Origin of the sequence: Xanthomonas sp. 10-10 (assembly GCF_040182365.1) — a bacterium.
GTDB classification, from domain to species: Bacteria; Pseudomonadota; Gammaproteobacteria; order Xanthomonadales; family Xanthomonadaceae; genus Xanthomonas; species Xanthomonas arboricola_F.
In genome coordinates, this window is the sequence record NZ_CP144460.1 from 2562286 (window position 1) to 2584641 (window position 22356).

The 22356-nt window shown below is 64.4% G+C and carries 17 protein-coding genes and 2 pseudogenes; 16 read left to right on the top strand and 3 right to left on the bottom strand.

Annotated elements, in window-relative coordinates; genetic code table 11:
* Positions 1 to 224: 224 nt before the first annotated feature.
* The 3 genes and pseudogenes from VZ068_RS10800 (at position 225) to xth (ending at position 3387) form a co-directional block, all read left to right on the top strand.
* Positions 225 to 1171: pseudogene (locus VZ068_RS10800) on the top strand (IS5 family transposase).
* A 634-nt stretch (positions 1172 to 1805) separates the two neighbouring features.
* Positions 1806 to 2021, top strand: a complete 216-nt coding sequence (locus VZ068_RS10805; protein ID WP_259167984.1) for a hypothetical protein — start codon at positions 1806 to 1808, stop codon at positions 2019 to 2021.
* Between the two features lie 349 nt (positions 2022 to 2370).
* Positions 2371 to 3387, top strand: a complete 1017-nt coding sequence (gene xth / locus VZ068_RS10810; protein ID WP_349657685.1) for an exodeoxyribonuclease III — start codon at positions 2371 to 2373, stop codon at positions 3385 to 3387.
* Between the two features lie 179 nt (positions 3388 to 3566).
* On the opposite strand, the gene VZ068_RS10815 is transcribed toward xth, so the two are convergent.
* Positions 3567 to 4094, bottom strand: coding sequence for a hypothetical protein (locus VZ068_RS10815; protein WP_349657609.1), 528 nt, complete (start codon positions 4092 to 4094; stop codon positions 3567 to 3569).
* A 20-nt stretch (positions 4095 to 4114) separates the two neighbouring features.
* Here VZ068_RS10815 and VZ068_RS10820 point away from each other — a divergent pair, with 20 nt between their 5' ends.
* Genes VZ068_RS10820 through VZ068_RS10830 form a run of 3 tightly spaced genes read left to right on the top strand, consistent with a single transcriptional unit; the run spans position 4115 to position 6318 of the window.
* Complete coding sequence (locus VZ068_RS10820) at positions 4115 to 5368, top strand: molybdopterin molybdotransferase MoeA (RefSeq protein ID WP_349657610.1); 1254 nt, start codon at positions 4115 to 4117, stop codon at positions 5366 to 5368.
* Between the two features lie 34 nt (positions 5369 to 5402).
* Positions 5403 to 5972 carry a molybdenum cofactor guanylyltransferase gene (locus VZ068_RS10825; RefSeq protein ID WP_349657611.1) on the top strand — a complete coding sequence of 190 codons (570 nt, stop codon included), beginning with the start codon at positions 5403 to 5405 and terminating at the stop codon, positions 5970 to 5972.
* The gene (locus VZ068_RS10830; protein ID WP_349657612.1) at positions 5956 to 6318 is read left to right on the top strand and encodes a hypothetical protein; all 363 of its coding nucleotides are present in this window, start codon (positions 5956 to 5958) and stop codon (positions 6316 to 6318) included. Before VZ068_RS10825 ends, VZ068_RS10830 begins: the two co-directional genes overlap by 17 nt.
* A 263-nt stretch (positions 6319 to 6581) precedes the next feature.
* On the opposite strand, the gene VZ068_RS10835 is transcribed toward VZ068_RS10830, so the two are convergent.
* Positions 6582 to 7586 (bottom strand): NAD(P)-dependent oxidoreductase, encoded by a 1005-nt coding sequence (locus VZ068_RS10835; RefSeq protein ID WP_349657613.1) that lies wholly within the window; start codon positions 7584 to 7586, stop codon positions 6582 to 6584.
* Between the two features lie 83 nt (positions 7587 to 7669).
* Here VZ068_RS10835 and VZ068_RS10840 point away from each other — a divergent pair, with 83 nt between their 5' ends.
* The 10 genes and pseudogenes from VZ068_RS10840 (at position 7670) to VZ068_RS10885 (ending at position 20401) form a co-directional block, all read left to right on the top strand.
* The gene (locus tag VZ068_RS10840) at positions 7670 to 8242 is read left to right on the top strand and encodes an ANTAR domain-containing protein (protein WP_046964062.1); all 573 of its coding nucleotides are present in this window, start codon (positions 7670 to 7672) and stop codon (positions 8240 to 8242) included.
* Between the two features lie 4 nt (positions 8243 to 8246).
* Positions 8247 to 9317: a CmpA/NrtA family ABC transporter substrate-binding protein gene (locus tag VZ068_RS10845; protein WP_349657614.1), complete on the top strand. Its 1071-nt coding sequence runs from the start codon at positions 8247 to 8249 to the stop codon at positions 9315 to 9317.
* A gap of 894 nt (positions 9318 to 10211) precedes the next feature.
* A complete protein-coding gene (locus VZ068_RS10850; RefSeq protein WP_259152447.1) occupies positions 10212 to 11381 on the top strand; it encodes a nitrate/nitrite transporter in 1170 nt (389 codons plus the stop codon).
* Positions 11382 to 11439: 58 nt separating this feature from the next.
* Positions 11440 to 13857, top strand: a complete 2418-nt coding sequence (gene nirB / locus VZ068_RS10855) for a nitrite reductase large subunit NirB (protein ID WP_349657686.1) — start codon at positions 11440 to 11442, stop codon at positions 13855 to 13857.
* Positions 13854 to 14219 carry a nitrite reductase small subunit NirD gene (nirD, locus tag VZ068_RS10860; RefSeq protein WP_349657615.1) on the top strand — a complete coding sequence of 122 codons (366 nt, stop codon included), beginning with the start codon at positions 13854 to 13856 and terminating at the stop codon, positions 14217 to 14219. Before nirB ends, nirD begins: the two co-directional genes overlap by 4 nt.
* A pseudogene (locus VZ068_RS10865) lies at positions 14216 to 17011 on the top strand (molybdopterin-dependent oxidoreductase); the annotation flags it as partial. The gene nirD and the pseudogene VZ068_RS10865, both read left to right, overlap by 4 nt.
* A 68-nt stretch (positions 17012 to 17079) precedes the next feature.
* The gene (gene cobA, locus VZ068_RS10870; RefSeq protein ID WP_349657687.1) at positions 17080 to 17826 is read left to right on the top strand and encodes a uroporphyrinogen-III C-methyltransferase; all 747 of its coding nucleotides are present in this window, start codon (positions 17080 to 17082) and stop codon (positions 17824 to 17826) included.
* Between the two features lie 619 nt (positions 17827 to 18445).
* Positions 18446 to 18703, top strand: a complete 258-nt coding sequence (locus tag VZ068_RS10875) for a KGG domain-containing protein (RefSeq protein ID WP_005990975.1) — start codon at positions 18446 to 18448, stop codon at positions 18701 to 18703.
* Positions 18704 to 18901: 198 nt separating this feature from the next.
* Positions 18902 to 19204 (top strand): hypothetical protein, encoded by a 303-nt coding sequence (locus tag VZ068_RS10880; RefSeq protein WP_349657616.1) that lies wholly within the window; start codon positions 18902 to 18904, stop codon positions 19202 to 19204.
* 276 nt (positions 19205 to 19480) lie between these two features.
* Positions 19481 to 20401 carry a M14 family metallocarboxypeptidase gene (locus VZ068_RS10885; protein WP_259167967.1) on the top strand — a complete coding sequence of 307 codons (921 nt, stop codon included), beginning with the start codon at positions 19481 to 19483 and terminating at the stop codon, positions 20399 to 20401.
* 115 nt (positions 20402 to 20516) lie between these two features.
* Here VZ068_RS10885 and VZ068_RS10890 read toward each other — a convergent pair whose 3' ends face one another.
* Positions 20517 to 22328 (bottom strand): EAL domain-containing protein, encoded by a 1812-nt coding sequence (locus VZ068_RS10890; protein WP_349657688.1) that lies wholly within the window; start codon positions 22326 to 22328, stop codon positions 20517 to 20519.
* Positions 22329 to 22356 lie beyond the last annotated feature (28 nt).

Here is a 22356-nt window from a genome sequence, read left to right on the forward strand (position 1 = left end):
TGACAGCTCCATCAAACACATGATGCTTGCATGACGCGCTTATCCCCTATGTCTTGAAAATTTACCAATCTCCCATCAGTAGAAGTCTTGATTTCAATCGGGATACAGCCGCATGAATAATTGCTAATTATGTTTAGGGATGCTCTGATCAACGAGACCTAGGGAACCTCTGAACAACGCATCGCAGATACGCGACACTATCCATTCACGTTGAGGAGTGATGCATGCAACTGACGTTCGGTGACGCTGAGGGCTTGGGCAAGCGTAAGCAGACCCGCCGCGAGATCTTCCTAGCCGAGATGGAGTAGGTGGTTCCGTGGCAGCAATTGCTCGGTCTGGTCGCGCCGCACTATCCGATGTCGGCGCGGCTGGGTCGGCAGCCCTACCTGGCGACGATGTTGCGGATGCATCTGCTGCAGCACTGGTATGCGTTGAGCGATCCGGCGATGGAAGAAGCGTTGCACGAGATCCCGACCTTGCGGCGTTTTGCCCAGCTCGGTGGCTTGGACAATATTCCTGACGCGACCACGATTCTCAACTTTCGCCGTCTACTGGAAACCCATGGCCTTGCCGCGCAGATGCTGGAGGCCGTCAACGCGCATCTGGCGCGCAAGGGGCAGAGCCTATGGTCGGGCACGATCGTCGATGCAATGCTGATCGCTGCGCCCCAGCTCGACCAAGAACGCCGATCATGCGTGCGACCCTGAAATGCATCAAACCAGGAAGGGCAATCAGTGGTATTTCGCGATGAAGGCGCACATCGGCGTGGATGAGTTCTCCGGGTTGGTGCACCACGTCCATTGCACAGTGACCAATGTCGCCGATGTCACGGTGACGCATGCGCTCCTGCACGGTAAGGAAGACAGTGTGTTTGACGACAGCGGCTACACTGGTGCAGACAAACGGGAAGAACTGCAGACCTGCGAGGCTGCATCTTTCATTGCCGCTAAACGCTCGACTATGCAAGCCATTGGCAACAAACGCGAGCGTGCTCGGGAAGAACGTTGGGAACACTTCAAAGCCAGTGTGCGTGCAAAGGTGGAACATCCGTTTCGCGTGACCAAGCGCCAGTTCGGCTACACCAAAGGTGCGCTATTGCGGCTTGGCCAAGAACACGGCGCAGTTGCTGACATTGTTTGCGCTGTCAAACCTGTGGATGAAGCGAAAGTAGTTACTGTCCCCGGGGGAGCGTGCGCCTGTAGTCGGGAGATGAGGTCCGGATCGCGCCGAAAATGCTGCAAATTTTGACGATCCAAACGCAGCTCCTTGGTGAAATGCACGTCCCGCGTCCTCAGGTCTCATTGATCAGACCATTCCTTGGCGAGTGACCGCCGCATGGCCCACGCACGTGTGGCTCGCAATTGATGCGCAGACAAAGGGAAGGGGAGCTTCGACGCTCCGGTGCTGGTGTCGAGCAGGTCATCCAGACTCACGCAGTGGCTGGATGCCGCACTCAATGGCGAGCCCAACAAGAAAGCAGCGCTCCTTCCGAGGCGACCAAACAGCGGTGAGTTTCGATCAACAACTAAGCGCCTTCCTGGCTGGGGCGATGTCAGGCGGCATTGCCTTGCCGCAACGTCCTTGCACCCTTGGTTCCGTTTGCGTGCGACCTGGCATGGAGCATTTGTCATCAGGCTCACCGAGGCAGCGGTAGCGTGGAGGCGTGGCAATGCGGTTGGGATGCGTCAGGCGGTGCAACCGCTAGCTGAGAGATGCGTCATCGCATCGACGTTGACGCCGTCCGGGCTTGTCTGATCATGCTCTCGATACGTGACAACCGCTTTCGATCAAAGAAGGAGATCTTGATGACCCACGACATCGATGCGCAACTGAAACAATTGGCAGAACAATTACCTGAGATCCGCAGCCAGCATCCGGATGATTTCTGGGACGTGTTCCATGCCCGTACCGAAAAAATCAGTGCCGCTGCGCAGTCGCCGGAAGAGGCGGCGCAAATCGTCAAGCGGATCGATGAAATCCTGGTCGCCAATCAGCTGGGGCCGGCAGATCCCGGGGCATGATGTCGCAGGTGTTGTTGTCGATCAACCAACAGCAGCAGCGTCCATGGCTCCATCTTCATCCGGCTTTCTGTGCGCGATGTGCGTCTTCCGGTTCGGCATGATGGCGCGATGTCGGGCGCTGGCCGTGTTGCGGGTGCGCCTGCAGCGCCGAACGGCGGCCTGCCACCTGGGTTAGCTGGCGGAGCAGTGCAATCCCGCGATTCGCCAGCGTACCTGCCGTGATCGAACGCCGTCATCAACGCACAGGCGCGCACCTGTCTATGCTGCGGCTTCACATGTCTTGAGCATCGGCTTCATGCAGCGGCCGCCATGCTGCGGCTTCACCAAGTGCGTAGCGAGCTGTTATCCCATGGCAAGCGTCACACGCAAGATCGCCACGTTCAACATCAACGGAATCGGCAGCCGATTGCCGCATTTGTTGGAGTGGCTCGGGCGCGAGCAGCCGGATATTGTGGGTTTGCAGGAGCTGAAGGCCACGCAAGAGGCGTTTCCGGAGCAGGCGATTCGTGATGCCGGCTATGGGGTGATCTGGCAGGGGCAGCGCGCATGGAATGGCGTGGCCTTGCTGGCACGCGGCGCCGACCCTGTCGAGATTCGTCGTGGCCTGCCGTGGGACCCGAGCGACACACAGAGCCGCTATCTTGAGGCAGCGATCCACGGGGTGGTGGTCGGGTGTCTGTATCTACCCAATGGCAATCCGCAGCCGGGTCCGAAATTCGATTACAAGCTCGCCTGGTTTCAGCGTCTGATCCGACATGCCAAGACACTGGTAGACTTGCCGCATCCGGTGGCCTTGATCGGCGATTTCAATGTGGTGCCGACCGATGCGGACATCTACGACCCCAAGGGTTGGCGCAAGGATGCCTTGCTGCAACCGGAAAGCCGACAGGCGTTTCAGACATTGATGGAGCAGGGGTGGACCGATAGCCTGCTGACCCTGCATGGCGATGCGCCAATCTATACGTTCTGGGATTATTTTCGCCAGCATTTCGCACGCGACCGCGGCTTGCGGATCGACCATTTACTGCTCAATCGCGCACTGGCGCCCGGCTTGCAGGACGCGGGCGTGGACAAGTGGGTGCGAGCTTTGGAAAAGGCCAGCGATCACGCGCCCACCTGGATCAACGTGCGTGTACCGGACACCGCGGTGGAGGCGATCGAAGATCGTGGCGCTGCATCGCCGGTGCGCAAACGGGGGGCGACGAAGAAAGCGCCTGCCCGCAAGGCAGTCGCCAAGAAGGCGGCGACAGTCACTTCGAGGCATGCTGGGAAGAAAAAAGATGCGGCAGTTGCGCCAGTCGCCAAGCCTGAGAAGGCTGGCAAGCAAGTGGCCACGCAAAGCCCAAGGAAGGGTGGGAAAACATAGCAGCGACGAACTGATTTGCGGGGTGACTTCGGGAATGGTGCAATGTAGTCACGATCAAGAAAAAAGCTGCGAGATAAGCAAATGGCAGCACCGCGCAAGCACGTCAGCAGACATGGCTGGCGAGGTGTCGTGTCCCGCACGTCAACCATTGGGCATGGTGCCGTTTCGCAGAGCGACGGTCACACTCCAAGACTGCGACCTACGAGGATGGTGATCCTTGAATCGACATGCGCATTTGCGCTCGATGCTTGAATGCGCCGCCAGGCGCTTCTTGGCCCATGGCGTCTCGCCCACTGGATGTGATCTGCTGCAGCACACAGCCAGTGATTGCTGACGATAGACATGGCATTGCCAACCCGATAGCCACAGCACGGCAGCGCTGCGCTGCTTTTGTGGATGAACAGCCGGCGCGACACGCCGTGGGTTTCATCGCATCTTCGTTGCTTGTGGATCTGGTGGATCTGGCCGATCAGGATGGCGTTGGCTGGCGGCTCAAGCGGTCGAATAAGCCCATGCATCACAATGGTTGAGGACTGCAATTGCAGTTGCGGCGTGCGCTGTGGGCAGCGTCTTCGAGCAGGGGCAAGCCAGGTCGCGTAGACGGGGAGACCGTGGTTGTGCGCCCAGGCCACACGGCGTTGCGATGACGCGACGCGCGGCGCTGTACCGGCTGCGCTGCAGGCCGGTATCCTAGCCAGGTCATTCATCGGTCGGCAGTGCATTGCTCATGATCAGCTACGCCGAAGCACTTGCCATCGTGCACCAGCAGGTCGCCACGCTGGCCAGCGAATGGGTCGATAGCGCTCAAGCCGAAGGCCGTGTGCTTGCGCAGGCGTTGTCGAGCCCGGCCGAGCTGCCGCCGTTCGATAACAGCGCCATGGATGGGTTTGCCATCGCCACACATGGCTTGGGTGTGGCAGCAGGCAGCGAGCATGCGGTGGTTGGCACCATCGCAGCAGGGACGGATGCGGCAGCAGCCGAGCTGGGCGCGGCATGGGAGATCATGACTGGCGCCGGGGTACCTGCGGGCGCCGATGCGGTGGTGCCGATCGAGCAGGTGGATGTGCTTGCGCATCACAACGCACGACCCAGCCGTATCCGCATGCGTGCCGATGTACGTGCGGGGCAGCACATCCGCCGCCGCGGGGAAGATGTGCGCCTGCAGGATGTGGTGATCGAGGCGGGGACGGTCTTGCGTGGTGCGCATTCGATGGTGCTGGCCGGCTTGGGCTGCGCGCAGGTCCAGGTAGTGCGGCGGCCGCGGGTTGCGCTGATCGCGACGGGCCGCGAGTTGATCAGCGACCCTGCGCAGCCGCTGCAGCCCGGCCAGATCCGTGATGGCACCAGCAGCTATCTGCGCAGCCAGGTGCAGGCGGCAGGCGCGGTGTTGGTGTGGCAAGGCCAGGTGGGCGACGACGATGCAGGGTTCGATGCCGCACTCGCACAGGCGCGCGAGGCTGGCGCCGATGTGATCTTGAGTACGGGTGCGGTGTCGCGCGGGCGCTATGACTTTGTGCCCGATGCACTGGTGCGGCATGCAGCGCGCCTGCTGTTTCACAAGGTCGCCGTACGACCGGGCAAGCCGGTGCTGCTGGCGCGGTTTGCCGACGGCGTGTTGTATGTGGGCCTGCCGGGCAATCCCATGGCAAGCGCGGCTGGGCTGCGGTTTTTTGTCGAACCTGCCTTGCGCGCATTATTGGGGATGCCGGCCGAGCGCGGCCTGCGCGTGGCCCTGGAGACGCCGATGCAGGCACGGCCGATCTGGCGCCAACATCTGCGTGCGCGCCTGTATTGCAACGCGCTGGGCGCGCTATGCGTGCAGATCCTGCCGCAGCAGGAATCGTTCCGGGTAGCGCCGTTACTGCAGGCCAATGTGTGGGCGGTGCTGGAGCCGCAGCAGGACGCAGCTGCGCCATGCATGACGGCAGAGGTGTTCGGGTTGGGCCATCTGCAACCGGCAGCTCCGGTGTTGATCGCATGAGCCGGTACGCGCACCACACCGGCGTGTGCGCTGCATGAGCGCGGCATCTCCGTGGACCGGCGTGGTGCTGGCCGGCGGGCGCTCGTCGCGGATGGGGCAGGACAAGGCCATGCTGCTTTGGCGCGGGCGGCCATTGATTGCGCACATGCAGGCGGTGCTGCGCGATGCGGGCGCGCAGGACGTCTTGCTCAGTGGCCAGCGCCCGGGCTATGACGGCATCGCCGACACGCAGCCGGATCTGGGCCCGCTCGGCGGGCTGGTCAGCGTGGTCGGCCAGGTTGCCGACCTGACCACGCTGGTGGTGGTGCCGGTGGATATGCCGCTGCTGTCTACCCAGTTGATAGCGCGGTTGCTGGCGCCCGCACAGCAGCGCTGTGTCGCCTTCGACGAACAGATGTTGCCGATGCGTCTGTGCATCGACGCGACCGTGCGTGAGGCCTTATCGACGTTGATGGTAGGCGAGGCATCGTCACGCTCGCTGCGCGCCTTGCAGCGTTCACTGCAGTGCCATCGCATCGCTGTCATCGATAGCGAACGCGCCGCGTTCGTCAATTGCAATACGCCCGAGCAGTGGAGCCAGCTCATCCATGAAAATCCAGATTGAAGGCCAGCAGGTGCGGTTCCGTATCGACGAGGCCGAACTGGCCGCTTTGCTGGCCGGGCACAGCGTCGACAATCTCAGCCGCCTGCCAAGCGGGCAGGGCGCGCGACTGGTGCGGCATAGCGTGAGCCTGACCGGCGGTCACGCTGCGTGCAATTGCGCCACCGACCATTGGCAATTGCTGGTGCCGCGCGACGCGCTGGAAGAACACGCCCGCCAGCTCCCGAGCCGCGATGGGTTGCGCTTCAGCTTCGATGTGGGCGCCGGGCATGCAGAACAGATGGCGTTGCACGTGACCTTCGATATCGATGTGCGCGACAGTGCGCGCAAGCGGTTCCCGAAGGAGTGAGCCGAGCTGTTGGACGCGCACCCGCCGAATGCGCGTGACTGGCTGCACAGCGATGGAAGGCATGAGGCCCTTCATGCGATCTGCGCAGTCCCAATACGGCCGCAGTGCGTTTGCGCGTCAGGGCGTCAAGAGACGTAGTGCGCAATCGTCGGGCGAGGGTGGATGACCCTCAGGCAGCGGAGTGCATGTGTCACGCATGCGCACTCCTAGCACCCACCGTGACCGCTGGTGGCTGCGTGCTCGTTTCTGTCAGCCGTTTTTAATCACGGAGTGACCTGGTTGCAGCGTTCGGTGCAAATCCCCGGCACGCGCTCGCAGGCCAATCCGTGTGCCTGCAGTGCGGCTTCGATCGGTGCCGTTGCCCCAGCGCAGTAGCCGGTGCCGCTGCGCAGCGCGACCACGTGCAAGCCTTCGCGCGCCAGTTCCAGCAGCAGCGCTTGTTGTGCCTGGGGCTCGGGCGGCAATGCGCGCCGTGAGGCGTCGCGGCGTGCCAGTTCCAGGATCGCCTCCGGGACCTCGGCGTCAACGAGCAGCACATCGGCCAGGTTCATCGCACGCAACGCCTTCAAGGTCAGCAGGCCCGGATCGCCGGGCCCGGTACCGACCAGTTGCACGCTGCCACGCGCCGGCACGGTGCCGGCATCGTCCAGTGCCGCATTGAAGGCCGCTTCGGCTGCGGCATCGTCGCCGGCTTGCAGCAGCAATGGCACCTGCCCATCGATCACGCGATCGAACCAGCGCCTGCGCCGGTTCATATCGGGGAACTGGCTGCGGATCCGTTCGCGGTGGCTCGCGAACAGACCGGCGAAGCGGCCGACCGACGCATCCAGCTCGCGCTCGAGCCGCTCGCGCAGGCGGCGCGCCAGCATCGGCGCCGCACCGGCCGACGAAATGGCGATGACCAGCGGGTCGCGATCCACGATCGCCGGCACCTGATACGTCGACAGCTCGGCATCGTCCACCACGTTGACCAGCCGCTGGCGCGCGCCCGCCGCTGCAGCAACGCGCTGGTTCAGATCGGTGTCGTCGGTGGCCGCCACCACCAGCCAGACCGTGTCGATCCAGGCCGGATCGAACTCCCCGCCCAGCTGCTCGAAGCGCCCGGCGTGCATCAGTTCCGCAAGCTCGGGCGAGAGCGCGCGCGCATACAGGCGAATCTGCGCGCCCGCCTTGAGCAGCGCGAGCACCTTGCGCGTGGCAACCTCGCCACCGCCGATCACCAACACGGCGCGCCCCTGCAGGTTTGCGAACAACGGGAACAACGGCATCAGGCTCACTCCGAAAGATGACTCGCACCGACGGCATGTTGCATGGCACCATCGGCCCACGTCCACACGCCCCGCCGCCGCCAATGCGTGTCTTGCTGGTCAACGATACCGAAAAGCCCATTGGCGAACTGCGCCAGGCATTGACGCGTGCCGGTTACACGGTGCTCGACGATGTGGCATCGGTGAGTGCGTTGCTGCATGCGGTGCAGAGCCAGCAGCCGGACGTGGTGGTGATCGACGTGGATTCGCCTTCGCGCGATACGCTGGAGCAGTTATCGATGCTGCATACCCATGCACCGCGCCCGGTGGTGATGTTTTCCGGCGATGGCGACGATGCCTTGATCCATGCTGCGGTGGGGGCTGGCGTTACCGCGTACGTGGTGGACGGCCTGGCACCGGCGCGGCTGGCGCCGATCGTGCAGGTGGCGCTGGCCCGGTTTGCGCACGAGAGCAGCATGCGCAAGCGCCTGGACGATGTGCAGCAGGCATTGCAGGACCGCAAGCAGATCGACCGCGCCAAGGGTCTGCTGATGCAAAAACGTGGCCTCAGCGAGGCTGAGGCGTACGCCGCGCTGCGTCAGCAGGCGATGAAGCAGGGTGTCAAGCTGGCCGAAGTGGCGCGACGCATCGTGGCCATGGCCGAGTTGTTGGGATGAACAGATGAGCCAAGCCGAACTTCCCGTATTGCGCGTGGCCTACATGCCGCTGATCGATTGCGCGCCGCTGATTGCCGCACAGCGGCTGGGCCTGGATCGTAAGCACGGCCTGCAACTGGACCTGCAACGGCAGGCCTCCTGGGCCGGCGTGCGTGACCGTCTGCTGGCGGGCGAGGTGGAGGCGGCGCATGCGCTCGCGAGCCTGGTATATGCCATCGATCTGGGCATTGCCGGGCCGCAATGCCCGATGGCGTTGCTGATGACGCTCAATCACAACGGCCAGGCGATCACGCTGGCGCCTGCGCTTGCGCAGGCCCTGGAAGAGGGGCAGAGCTTGCCGCAGGCGCTGGCCAGCCTGGGCCGCCGCGCCGTGTTTGCGCAGACCTTCCCGACCGGCACGCATGCGCTGTGGCTCTATTACTGGCTGTCCGCGCGCGGCGTGGATCCGATGCGCGACGTGGAGGTGCTCAGCATCCCGCCGCCGCAGATGCCGGACGCCCTGGCCAGCGGCCTGGTCGACGGCTATTGCTCCGGCGAGCCGTGGGCTGCGGTTGCGCAGGCGCAGGGCAGCGGTCGCCGGGTAATCCGCAGTGGCGAGCTGTGGGCTGGCCATCCGGAAAAGGTGCTGGCCTGCCGGCGCGAATTCGCCGCGCTGCAACCCGAGTTGACCGAACGCCTGACCGCCTGCGTACTGGATGCCTGCCGCTGGCTGGATGCGGACCCGGCCAATCGCGCGCAATGTGCGCAGTGGCTGGCCGAGCCACAGCATATCGGGGTATCGGCCGCGTATCTGGCCGCTTGCCTGGATGCCGATGTCGAAGTCGAGGCACATGCGAAGGATGTGACAGCGCTGGCCTTCCATGGCGATGGCGCGGTCAACATGCCGTGGCTGTCGGACGGCGAGTGGTTCCTGACCCAGTTCCAGCGCTGGGGTTGGCATGACATCCAGGAAGACGACATCGCGCGGCTGCGCGACATCCATCGACTGGACAACTATCGGCGCGCTGCCGCGCGCGTGGGCCTGGTTTCCCCCGAGGGCGACCACCGCAGCAATCGGTTGTTCGATACGCCCTGAGCCCGGGTGCCGAGCGCATCAGGCGGCAAGTCAGGCTGGGGTGCGTTGGATGAGATTGGATGCATTGGATCTTGCGGACAGAAGCCAAGGCAACGGCAACGGCGCGAGGCATGTGGTCTGCGGCTCGGCCGCAGGGTCCTTGCCCGCCCACCATCGCAGGACACGCCGCAAGTACGTCCCTGTAGGCGCTTACGCGGCATCCATGCCGCGTAAGGCCCGCGACGGTGGGCGGGCAAGGACGTGTCGAAATGCTCGGTGTGCAGAGTTTTCAATAAAACAGCCTGCAAACTTCCTGGTGCGGTGTCCTCGCCGCTTGCGGGACCGTGTGGCGGCTTGGATGCCGCCACCGAGCCTCCACGGACGGATTCACGGCGTGTCCCGCAAGCGGCGAGGGCACCGCGCGCTCGACTAACACGGCTTTTGACCTAGATATTTGATCGGTATGCACGCGTCCTAGATGAGGCTTCCGAGCACAGCCGTGCGGTAGCTTTGTTGGGCGCTGTTAGTCATGCCAAGTGACAGAGCCTGCGATACGGGGTGCACGCTGTTGGTGCAAGGCTGCACGAAAGACGGGAATTGTGGGTCGCACCGGCGTGTCGATAGGCTGTCGTGAAGTCGGACGCACTGCATCCAAAACGCTATTTTTCAATGACTTGTATGGTCGTGATGCTCAGGTGAGTAAGTTGGCACGCTGATTGCGTAGTGATTCCGTGCGGGCACAACGGCGTACCTGCAACAACACGAACACGATGCAGCGGATCAACGGCGATCCGCACGCATCCAGGACAACGGCGTCCTTCCGGTTTACCGGAGGGGCGCCGTTTTTTTTTGACCATCGCATTCGAAGAGGTCTCTATGCAGCGCTCGTTCTGGCGATCCGGGCACACGCCCACCTTGTTCGCTTCCTTCCTGTATTTCGATCTGAGCTTCATGGTGTGGTATCTGCTCGGGCCGTTGCAGGTACCGATTGCGCAAGCGCTGGGATTGGACACGCAGCAGCGCGCCTTGATGGTGGCCGTGCCGATCCTGTGCGGGGCGGTGTTGCGTCTGGTGCTGGGCATGTTTGCCGATCGCATCGGCGCCAAGCGCGCCGGCGTGGTCGCGCAGCTCGCAGTGATCGCTGCGCTGTTCGGTGCCTGGCAACTGGGCGTGCACAGCATGGGGCAGGCGCTGCTGCTGGGCGTGCTGCTCGGTATCGCCGGCGCTTCATTTGCGGTGGCATTGCCGCTGGCGTCGCGCTGGTATCCACCCGAGCATCAGGGCACCGCGATGGGCATCGCCGGTGCAGGCAATTCCGGCACGGTGCTGGCGGCGTTGTTCGCTCCGATGCTGGCCGCCGCTTTCGGCTATCAAAACGTGTTCGGGCTGGCGTGCATTCCGTTGGTGCTGACGCTGATCGTGTTTGCGTCGATCGCCAAGGAGGCACCGACACCGGTCGCACGCAAGCAGTGGTCCGACTACGGCCGCGTGCTGGTGGGTAACCGCGACGCGTGGCGCTTCATGTTCTTTTACGCGATTACCTTCGGCGGCTTTTCTGGCTTTGCCAGCGCGTTGCCGGGTTACTTCCACGACCAGTTCGATTTCGACGCGCGTACCGCGGGCTGGGCCACGGCGGCCTGCGTGCTGGCTGGCTCGGTGATGCGCCCGTTGGGTGGCGTGATTGCCGACCGTGTAGGCGGCACGCGTGCCTTGCTGGCAGTGTATCTGCTGGTGGCCACGCTGGTAGGCATTGCCGGGTTCGGTGCCGGCGGCGCCACCATCACGCTGGCGTTGTTCGTGTTGACGTTGTTGTGCCTGGGCGCCGGCAATGGTGCGGTGTTCCAGCTGGTGCCGCAGCGCTTCGGCCAGGATATCGGGGTGATGACCGGCTTGATCGGCATGGCCGGCGGCATCGGTGGCTTCGCGCTTGCGGCCGGGTTGGGCGTACTCAAGCAGCACACCGGCAGCTATGCGTTGGGCATGTGGTTGTTCGCTGCATTCGCGCTTGGCGGCTGGGGCCTGCTGGCGGGCGTCAAGACCCAGTGGCGCAGCGAATGGTCCGCCGCCGGCGCGGCGCGCGTCTGACATGTCGACAGGAATCCAGGCAATGAAGCAACCCAGACTCGTCGTCATTGGCAATGGCATGGCCGGCATCCGCACCGTGGAGGAACTGCTCAAGCTGATGCCGGGCATGTACCACATCACCGTGTTCGGCGCCGAGCCGCATCCCAACTACAACCGCATCCTGCTGTCGCCGGTGCTGGCCGGCGAGCAGGAGTTCGACGACATCGTGCTCAACCCGTTGCAGTGGTACCGCGACAACGGCATCCATCTGCACTTGAACAAGGAAGTCACGCGCATCGACCGCGTGCGTCGCCGCGTGATTGCCGCCGATGGTACCGAAGCCGAGTACGACCGGCTGTTGATCGCCACCGGCTCGGTACCGTTCGTGTTGCCAATTCCCGGCAATGAATTGAAAGGCGTGATCGGGTACCGCGATATCCAGGATACCCGCACCATGATCGATACCGCGCGCACCAGGCAGCACGCGGTGGTGATCGGTGGCGGCCTGCTTGGCCTGGAAGCAGCCAACGGCCTGAAGGTACGCGGCATGGACGTGACCGTGGTGCATCTGGCCGGGTGGTTGCTGGAGCGCCAGCTCGACCCGGTGGCCGGCAATCTGCTGCAGCAGGCACTGCGCGCGCGCGGGCTGGAGTTCAGGCTGAGTACCGCGACCAGTGCCTTGCTGGGCAATGCGCAGGGCGAGGTGATTGGCGTGAAGTTCGCCGATGGCAGCGAGATCCCGGCCGATCTGGTGGTGATGGCAGCGGGCATCCGCCCGAACACCCGCCTGGCCGAAGACGCCGGCATCCATTGCTCGCGCGGCATCGTGGTCAACGACAGTCTGCAGAGCTTCGATCCGCGCGTGTACGCAGTGGGCGAGTGCGCAAACCACCGTGGCATTGCGTACGGCCTGGTGGCACCGTTGTTCGAGCAGGCCAAGGTGTGCGCGAATCACCTGGCGCAGTTCGGCATCGGCATCTACCGCGGTTCGGTGGCCTCGACCAAGCTCAAGGTCACCGGGATCGACCTGTTTTCGGCCGGCGATTTCATGGGCGGCGATGGCTGCGAGGAGATCGTGCTGTCCGATCCGGCCGGCGGGGTCTACAAGAAGCTGGTGATCCGCGACGATGTGCTGGTCGGCGCCTGCCTGTACGGCGACACCAGCGATGGCGGCTGGTACTTCAAGCTGCTCAAGGACGGCACGCCGATCCAGGCGCAGCGCGACCAGTTGATCTTCGGCGAGAGCGCACTCGGCGATGCCGGTACCGGCGGGCAGGACCGCGCCAGTGCGATGGCCGACAGCGACGAGGTCTGCGGCTGCAACGGCGTGTGCAAGGGCACGATTGTCAAAGCCATCAGCGAGCAGGGGCTGTTCACCGTCGATGAGGTGAAGAAGCACACCAAGGCGGCCAGTTCCTGCGGCTCGTGCACGGGGCTGGTCGAGCAGATCCTGATGAACTGCCTGGGCTCCAACTTCCAGGAAACGCCGAAAACCAAGGCCGTCTGCGCCTGCACCGATCTGAGCCATGGCGAGGTGCGACGCGCCATTCGCGAGCACAGGTTGCTGACCCATGCACAGGCCTACGCCTTCATGGAATGGCGCACGCCCAATGGTTGCGCGACCTGCCGGCCGGCGATCAACTACTACATGTTGTCGAGCTGGCCGCACGAGGCCATCGACGATCCGCAGTCGCGCTTCATCAACGAGCGTGCGCACGCCAACATCCAGAAGGACGGCACCTTCTCGGTGATTCCGCAGATGAAGGGCGGGGTGACCAATGCCGGCGAGCTGCGCCGCATTGCCGATGTCGCCGACAAGTACGCCGTGCCGATGGTCAAGGTGACCGGTGGCCAGCGCATCGATCTGCTCGGGGTCCGGAAGGAAGACCTGGTGGATGTGTGGCGCGATCTGGGCATGCCCTCCGGCCACGCCTACGGCAAGTCGATCCGCACGGTGAAGACCTGCGTGGGCAGCGAGTTCTGCCGTTTCGGCACCCAGAACAGCACGCAGATGGGCATCGACCTGGAAACCATGCTGGCCAATATGTGGAGCCCGCACAAGGTGAAGCTGGCGGTATCCGGCTGCCCGCGCAACTGCGCCGAATCCGGCATCAAGGATGTCGGCATCATCGCTGTGGACTCGGGGTGGGAGCTGCATGTCGGTGGCAATGGCGGCATCAAGACCGAGGTGGCCCGCTTCCTGGTCAAGGTGAGCACCGCCGAGGAAGTGCGCGAATACACCGGTGCGTTCCTGCAGCTGTATCGCGAGCAGGCGTATTACCTGGATCGCACCGTGCACTACATCGCACGGGTGGGGCTGGATTACATCCGCGCACAGGTGGTGGATGACGCGGCCAACCGACGTGCGTTGTACGAGCGCCTGCTGTATTCGCTGGAAGGCCTGGTCGACCCGTGGAAGGCACGCATCGCCGGCGAGCGGCGTCAGGAATACCAACCGCTGCGTATCGCGGCGCCTGCGGCAACGGTGGAGGAATGAGCATGCCCAATCACGCATGGGTGCGCGTGTGCGCGCTGCAGGACCTGCCGGTGCTGGGCGCACGCGTGCTGAAGGTCGATGGACTGCCGGCGATCGCCATCTTTCGCACTGCCAGCGATCAGGTGTTTGCACTACGCGACCGTTGCCCGCACAAGGGTGGGCCGTTGTCCCAGGGCATCGTGGCTGGCGACACCGTGACCTGCCCCCTGCATGGCTGGGCGATCGGCTTGCAGAGCGGGCAGGCCTGCGCGCCCGACGTGGGCTGCGCGCCGCGCTATCCGATCAAGGTGGAGGCCGAGGCGGTGTGGATCGTCCTGCAGCCGGTAGAGCAGGACGATGCCGTGACCGAGCCGGCAACATGAGCGAAGGCCTGCAGCCACCGTCGCCAGCCAACGCGGCGCAGCCACCGACGGCAGGGCCGATGCATCGCATCACGCGCTCGACCTGCTGTTATTGCGGTGTGGGTTGCGGCGTGCTGATTCACAGCACGCACGATGTCGATGGCGAACGCATCGTCGGCATCGAAGGCGACCCGCTGCATCCTGCAAATTACGGCCGTCTGTGCAGCAAGGGTCTGGCGTTGCCGCAGACCGTCGCAAGCACGCAGGGGCGCGTTCTTGCGCCGGAGTTGCGCCGGCATCGGCAGGCGTCGCGTGCGCCGGTGAGCTGGGATCAGGCGCTGCAGCATGTCAGCAGCAAGCTGGCCGCCATCATCCAGGAACATGGCCCCGATGCGGTGGCGTTCTATCTGTCCGGGCAGCTGCTCACCGAGGACTATTACGTCTTCAACAAGCTGGCCAAGGGGCTGATCGGTACCAACAACATCGACACCAATTCGCGCCTGTGCATGTCCAGCGCGGTCACCGGTTACAAGCTGGCGCTCGGCGCCGATGGCCCGCCGACCTGCTATGAAGATCTGGAGCTGGCGCACACCGTGCTGTTTGCCGGCAGCAACATGGCATACGCGCATCCGGTGCTGTTTCGCCGGCTGGAAGACGCGCGTGCACGCAACCCGGACATTCGCTGGATCGTGATTGACCCGCGGCGCACCGATACCGCGGCCATGGCCGACCTGCACCTTGCAATCGAACCCGGCACCGACGTCGCCCTGTTCAACGGCATGCTGCATCACCTGATCTGGGAGGGTCTGGTGGATGCGCGCTTCGTTGCGGCAAACACGCAGGAGTTCGATGCCCTCAAGCGAATGCTGCGCGAGTACACCCCGCGCATGAGCGCCGAGATCTGCGGAATCTCGCACGAGGACCTGGTGCAGGCGGCCGAGTGGTTCGGGCGCAGCCCGGCAGCGCTGTCGCTGTATTGCATGGGCCTGAATCAGTCGGCGCACGGCACCGACAAGAATCTTGCGTTGATCAATCTGCATCTGGCCACCGGACAGATCGGCAAGCCCGGCGCAGGGCCGTTTTCGCTGACCGGCCAACCCAATGCGATGGGCGGGAGGGAGGTGGGCGGCATGGCGACGATGCTGGCGGCGCACCGCGAGATCGGCAATGCGGACCATCGTGCCGAGCTGGAACGGCTGTGGGGCGTGCCGGCGGGGCGCATCTCGCCCAACCCCGGCGCGCCGGCGGTGGAGTTGTTCGAGCGGCTGCGCGCCGGCAGCCTGAAGGCGGTGTGGATCGTCTGCACCAACCCCGTGCACTCGATGCCGGACGTGGCGGGTATTCGCGCCGCACTGGAACAGGCCGAACTGGTGATCGTGCAGGATGCCTTCTCCGGCACCGACACCGTGCCCTATGCCGACGTCTTGCTGCCGGCGGCCAGCTGGGGCGAGAAGGACGGCACGGTGACCAATTCCGAACGCCGCGTCACCCGTGTGCGCAAGGCGGTGGAAGCGCCCGGGCAGGCGCGTGCCGATTGGTGGATTGCCAATGAAGTCGCCCGTCGACTGGAGGCGCGGCTGGCACCGGCTACCGGCGCCGGCCTGTTCGCGTTCGACAGCACAGCACAGGTCTTCGACGAGCATCGTGGGTTGACGATAGGGCGCGATCTGGACATCGGAGGGCTGGATTACGCGGTGTTGGACAATGGCCCGCAGCAATGGCCGTTCCCTGCAGGCGCCACGCAAGGGCAGGCGCGTCGCTACACCGATGGGGTGTTCGCCACGGCCGATGGCCGTGCGCGGTTTCATGCAACGCCGTATCGCAAAGTGGCCGAGGCCACCTCGGCGCGCTTTCCGATGCGCCTGCTCACCGGTCGCCTGCGCGACCAGTGGCATGGCATGTCGCGCACCGGGCGCGTGGCTGCGGCCTATTCGCACAGCCCGGAACCCTCGTTGCGCATGCACCCGGACGATGCCGCGCGCCGCGGGCTGGTGGCCGGCGAGTTGGTGCAGGTCGCCAGCAAGCGCGGTGGACTGGTGCTGCCGTTGGAACTGTCGGAGGAACTGCGCTCGGGCACCGTTTTTGCCGCGATGCACTGGAGCGGACAGACGCTGTCCAGCGGCGGCATCAACGAAGTCAGCACGCCGGCGGTGGATGCGCGCTCGCACCAGCCCGAGCTCAAGCACGCGGCCGTGCGTGTGGACAAGGCGGTGTTTGGCTGGCACCTGCTGGCGGCACGGCGCGGCGATGCGCTGGCCTTGCAGCAGTCACTGCAACCGCTGCTGCGCGAGTGCGGCTATGCGAGCCTGCGCCTGCATGCCGAGCCATTGACCGATAACGCCGGGCAGTGGGCGGTACTGCACGCCGCCTGCGCGCGCGCGCCCGATGCCGCGTGGATCGATCGCCTGGTTGCCGCGCTGCAATTGCCCGCTGGTGCCGACGTATTGGAGTACCGCGACCTGCGCCGTGGATTGATGCGGCGCGTCGGTTGGCGCATGCAGGACGGCCACAGCCATATCGATGGCCTGCTCCTGACCGCCGCACAACCCAGCGATGCCAATCAATCGCTGCTGACGGTGGCATTGGCCGGCAAGCCCTGGCCGGGGGCGCGGCTGGCGGTGTTCGCCCAGACGCGCGCCGCGCCCAGCGACCCGATCGTGTGCACCTGCATGCAGGTCTCGGCCGCCGCGATCCACGCAGCCATCGACGACGGTGCCGACGTCGCACAGCTCAAGCAACGCCTGGGCTGCGGCACCGTCTGCGGCTCCTGCGTTCCGCAACTGACCCGGCTGTGTCGCCAACCGCGGCTGGCCTGGTGCACCCCACCCATCCCTACATTGCGAGATCTCTCATGTCAGTCGGACCGTCCTGCGCGCGTGATGTGGTGTTGTTGTCTGCCGGCCCTGGCGATCTGGAACTGCTCACCATCAAGGCGGTGAAGGCGCTATCAGTGGCGCAGGTGCTGCTGCTGGACGACCTGGCCAACCCCGACATCGTCGAGCTGGCACCGCAGGCGCGCGTGATCCGCGTCGGCAAACGCGGTGGTTGTCGTTCCACGCCGCAGGAGTTCATCTGCCGGTTGATGCGGCGTTACGCGTTGCAGGGGTTGCGCGTGGTGCGGGTCAAGGGCGGCGATGCGTTGTTGTTCGGCCGCGCGGGCGAAGAGATCGACTTCCTGCGCCGCGCCGGCGTGGGCGTGCAGGTGATCAATGGCGTGAGCGCTGCGTTCGCTGCCGCAGCATCGCTGGAAGTGTCACTGACCCACCGCAGCCACTGCCACGGCATCACCTTCGTCACCGCGCACACGCACGACCATGGTGAGCCGAACTGGGGGGCGCTGGCGGCCAGCGGTACAACGCTGGGCATCTACATGGGGTTGCGCCGCGCAGACGCGTTGGCCACGGCGCTGCTACTGCATCTTCCGGCCAGCACGCCGGCCGCCATCGTGCAGGCGGCCACGCGACCGGAGCAGCAGCGCAGGCTGACCACGCTGGGCGAGCTGGGAACTACTGCGGCAGCGCTGCTACCAGGTCTGCCCACCTTGCTGTTGGTGGGCGATGCATTGTCCGAAGCATCGCTGGCCTGCGACGACCGCTTCGGTGCGGTGCAGCAGCAGGCGGCAGGGTAAGCGTACCTCGCCATGCCGCCCGGGATCGTGCGGCGTGGCATGAGCTGATCAGACGCGCGTGACGGCGCGAGCGAGTGTGTTGCAACAGGCTTGACCCGATGCGGGACGTGTGCGGGCTTGATCGCTGGTCGATCAGTCGCACAGTGTGCAGACGTATCGCATCCGTGCCACAGCCGCGTGCGGGCGCATGACGCCGGCACCTACGATGCTCTAAGGACGATCCTGCGCACGCTCCGCCTGCAGCAGGAGCGCTGCAGGCTGCCAGCCCATCTCGCGCCTGCGTCCACCATCCGATAGGGCAGGGCACAGTACGGGGCGCGTCGCTTCGCAACGTGCGTCCCGTAGATGATGCCGTTCCCCAACACGCAGGCGTGCATGCCATCTGAGCGCCAGGATAGCCGTCGGCAGCAACTGCGCCGTCATTGGTAGCGCTAACCGTTTCGCGATGCGTTGAGCCCTTCTTTGCCAGGCAAGGTGTGCAAGATTTGCGCAGCGAGCGCAGCGGTTTTTTCCTGCATGTGCTCGTTTGCCACCATTTTTGCTGTATTTGCGGGTTGGCACGAATGTTGCGTTGAGCTCCTCACCGAATGACGTACCCGATGCATCGAGAGGAGGCACAGTGGAAGACGGACAGAACAGTACTCGTAGCCGGCGCGGCTTCGCCGCATTGGACCCGGAGAAGCGTCGCGTGCTGGCCAGCAGCGGTGGCAAGGCTGCGCACGCCAGTGGTAACGCGCACGAATTCACTAGCGACGAGGCACGGGAAGCAGGTCGGAAAGGCGGCCAGGCAGTGAGCCGCGACCGTGATCATATGTCGCGTATCGGCAGCAAGGGCGGGCGATCCAAGCAGGCCAAGCCGCAGGAAGAATCCGCGTAATCAACGGCACGGCGCGCAACCGCGTGCCGTCGGTGATTCAGGGGGCGCAGGCCCTGCGCTGCAGAGCGCAGGGCCTGCTGTTTTTTAAGGCGCAAGCCGCTCAGATGCGCGCCCGCACAAACAATCGATTGCAACCGGATGACCTCGGTGACGGCCATTACGGCGTCCTGTTCATCAGTGCGGCCCTAACCGATTGATGTGCAACGCATTGCTAACGCTTCGGAAATTTTTGCAGCTTTTGCTGCTCTCACTATCGATTGCAGGGCGAATTTTCCGGCTTCCGCTGTTGAGCGTTGCAGCGTCGGCAGAATTTGCAGACCTCGCAAACCCTGCCATGCGGTGACGCTGGCGCTGAAATATCCTGCTATCGACGACAGCCAGGACATCGGGGGCAGGATGGCCGCGTGCGGCCAGGCCAAGGGTGAGGCGACCACCTCCAAGGCCATCGTCGAACGCGCGATGGCGAGCCGCCTGTTCGATCACCTGGAGATCGGCACGTAGACCGCATTGTCGGGCGCGGCCAGGAGGGCGGATGTCGAGATAATTCATGTCTGCAAGCAGATTCTTCAGCGGGAGCCGCCGTGGTGCGCTGGCGGGCGGCGCATCTGCCCCAGGGGATCGAAGGCTGCCCGATTCGCGACGCCACCCTGTCACCTTGCCAAGCAGCAAACCGCGGGTGCGGTACGGTCAGCCCCATGAATGACCGCGCTGCAAGGTTTTTTGCTTCTGCGCGGCAAGCGCTTACCCTTGAACGTTCTTTGGCAACGCAAGTGGATCATGACGACGCATCTCGATTACCCGATCGGTACGCCTGGCCAGCCGTGGGGCGATGGCGAACGCAGTGCATGGCGCGCGCGTCAGTCAGTGCAGCGCAGTTACGCATCGGAGGTGGTACGGCTCATCGAGGCCGTGGATGAGCGCTACCAATGCGTGCACTACGGCACCATCGAAGCAGGCCCCGCGCAGTACCCGCTGCTGGCATTGCGCAGTGCCGTATGGGACAGCACGCTGCCGTGCGCATTGGTGACCGGCGGCGTGCATGGGTACGAAACCAGTGGCGTGCAGGGCGCGCTGCTGTTTTTGCAGCAACGTGCTGCCGATTATGCGGGCAGGATCAACCTGCTGGTTGCACCGTGCGTCAATCCGTGGGGCTATGAGCGTATCCAGCGCTGGAATGCCGAGGCGGTCGATCCGAACCGCTCATTTCGTGCCAACAGCCCAGCCGCAGAGTCGGCGGCCCTGATGCAACTGGTCGCCGCAACGGCGGGCAACATGCTGGTGCATATCGACCTGCACGAAACCACGGACAGCGATGAAAGCGAGTTCCGTCCTGCGTTGGCGGCGCGCGATGGCGTGCCGTTCGTGCCTGGCAGCATTCCGGACGGGTTCTATCTGGTGGGCGATAGTCAAGACCCGCAAGCGGCGTTTCAACAGGCGGTGATCGCGGCAGTGGAGCGGGTCACCCATATCGCACCGGCCGATGCGCAGGGGCAGATCATCGGTGCGCCGGTGACCGGCCATGGCGTGATCAATTACCCGGTACGACGCCTGGGCCTGTGCGCCGGCATCACCGATGCGCGCTATCGCACCACCACCGAGGTGTATCCGGACAGCCCACGCGCAACGCCGCAGCAGTGCAATGCCGCGCAGGTCGCGGCGATTTGTGCGGCACTGGATTACGCGCTCTCACAAGCGTGAAACGACGCAGGCTGCTGCTCGATCGCGTGCTCGCGACGCGCTCGAGCCGCCTGGTGCCGCATGCGGGCAGGCGGTCCCTGCAGGCAAAGGACTGGCGCAACCACGCGGCATTGCTTCAGGGCAGGCGTCGCTGCGCGGTGGCGTCCTGCACATAGGTCGCAACCAGTTGCGCCTCAATCGGCTTGGACAACAGATACCCCTGGGCCTCATCGCAGCCCCAGCTTCGCAGCAACGCAATCTCGTCGGCATGCTCGATGCCCTCGGCAACGGTGCGATAGCCCAGCGCGCTGGCCAGGCGCACCACCGCTTCTGCGCGCATCTGCATGCCTGCCTTGCTGGCGATGCCGGTGACCAGCGAGCGATCCAGCTTGAGCACATTGACAGGCAGTTCGGTGAGGTAGCCGAAATTGCTGTAGCCGGTACCGAAATCGTCGATGGCCACGCTGACGCCAGCGTCGCGTAATGCGCGCAGCCGCGGAATGGCCTCGACATTGCTGCGCAACCAGCGGCCTTCGGTGATTTCCAGCTCGATTCGGCTGGTGGGGATGGCCAGGTCCTTGCAACGATTGATCACATCGGCGGCCAGGTTGATGTTGCCGAAATCGCGCGAGGACAGATTGATCGAGATGGAAAAATCCAGGCCTTGCGATCGCCATTGCGCCAGTTGCAGCAATGCGCTTTCGATCACCCAGTTGGTGACCGTGCACATCAGCGCGGTCTTTTCGAACAATGGAATGAACTCGTCCGGGCCGATCGGGCCCAGGCTGGCATGCCGCCAGCGCAGCAGCGCTTCGAATCCGATCACCGACAGATCCTGCAGGTCGATGCGTGGCTGGAACACCAGCCGGAAATCGCCAGCGTCCAGCGCCTTTTCCGCGTCCAGCGCCAGCCGATACGAGCGCTGGATCGCGTCGTCCTGCGATGCGCTGTACCAGCACATCACCGCATTGTTGCTGATGGCATCGCCCAGCGAGACCAGCCCCTTGCGCATCACATCGTTGGTGTCCGGTTGTTGCGGTGCGAAGCGCACCACACCGGCATGGAACGTCAGCGACATCGGCACACCGGCGGCATCCACCGGCTTGTGCAGCATGTCGCGCAAATCCAGCAACAGGTCTTCCATCTCGTCGGGCGCTGAGTTCAGCAGAAAAAAAGCAAAGCGCATCGGGGCGACGTGATAGACGGTGGCCTTGCCACGCAGGGCGCGTGTCAGCACGTAGCTGGCATGACGGATCAGCTCTTCCAGCGGCTGCATGCCCAGCGCCTGGCGTGCCTCGTTGGCCGCCTGGGTGTCGTAGACCTCGATGAAGGCCGCGATGGTCGGCACGCTGTGGCTGCCGAAGGCCAGGGCATCCAGGTCCGATTGCAGCTGACGCGCATTGAGCAGGCCGCTATGTGGTTCACGCCGGCCCGCGCCGAACTGCAACTCCAGCTGCGCAGCGGCCACATTGGCAAACATCAGCAGCTGCTGGTGTTCCTGGCTGGCAAGGCGGCGCTCGCGCGTGTCGATCACGCACAGTGTGCCTGTGATGCCCGCTTGCGGCGCACCGACCGGGACGCAGGCGATAAAGCGTGCAGGCAGTCCGGGGAAAGCGGAGTCGCCGAGTTGAATCGGCTCAAGCGCGGGATGTTCGATCAACTCCGTCACCCCGTTGGAGGCGGCGGGGGCACGCTGACACAGCGCGATGGCTTGCTCGACCTGATGGGTGCTGATGCCGCGCGATGCGAGCACACGCATGCGGCCGGCTTCGGTAATGGTCAGTGCCGCTGCCGGTGCGACCAGCGCATGGCAGAGCAGGCGAGCGATCTGTTCGAGCGGCTCCATCCCGCCGAGATCGATCGGCACGCCGGACCAGTCGAACTGGCGTTCCGGTGATTTGTCTCCCGAAGCAAGCGTCATGTCGTCAGGTTCCGTGTTGAAGATCACACACTGCATGGCTACTAGAAACAAATCG

Excerpts from the sequence above, each read along its gene's own strand:
- VZ068_RS10830 (WP_349657612.1), top strand. The coding sequence starts at position 5,956 with ATGAAAATCCAGATTGAAGGCCAGCAGGTGCGGTTCCGTATCGACGAG.
- VZ068_RS10845 (WP_349657614.1), top strand. The coding sequence starts at position 8,247 with ATGAGCCAAGCCGAACTTCCCGTATTGCGCGTGGCCTACATGCCGCTG.
- VZ068_RS10815 (WP_349657609.1), bottom strand. The coding sequence starts at position 4,094 with ATGAATGACCTGGCTAGGATACCGGCCTGCAGCGCAGCCGGTACAGCG.
- VZ068_RS10825 (WP_349657611.1), top strand. The coding sequence starts at position 5,403 with ATGAGCGCGGCATCTCCGTGGACCGGCGTGGTGCTGGCCGGCGGGCGC.
- VZ068_RS10820 (WP_349657610.1), top strand. The coding sequence starts at position 4,115 with ATGATCAGCTACGCCGAAGCACTTGCCATCGTGCACCAGCAGGTCGCC.
- VZ068_RS10840 (WP_046964062.1), top strand. The coding sequence starts at position 7,670 with ATGCGTGTCTTGCTGGTCAACGATACCGAAAAGCCCATTGGCGAACTG.
- VZ068_RS10835 (WP_349657613.1), bottom strand. The coding sequence starts at position 7,586 with ATGCCGTTGTTCCCGTTGTTCGCAAACCTGCAGGGGCGCGCCGTGTTG.
- nirB (WP_349657686.1), top strand. The coding sequence starts at position 11,440 with ATGGCCGGCATCCGCACCGTGGAGGAACTGCTCAAGCTGATGCCGGGC.
- VZ068_RS10885 (WP_259167967.1), top strand. The coding sequence starts at position 19,481 with ATGACGACGCATCTCGATTACCCGATCGGTACGCCTGGCCAGCCGTGG.
- xth (WP_349657685.1), top strand. The coding sequence starts at position 2,371 with ATGGCAAGCGTCACACGCAAGATCGCCACGTTCAACATCAACGGAATC.
- nirD (WP_349657615.1), top strand. The coding sequence starts at position 13,854 with ATGAGCATGCCCAATCACGCATGGGTGCGCGTGTGCGCGCTGCAGGAC.
- VZ068_RS10805 (WP_259167984.1), top strand. The coding sequence starts at position 1,806 with ATGACCCACGACATCGATGCGCAACTGAAACAATTGGCAGAACAATTA.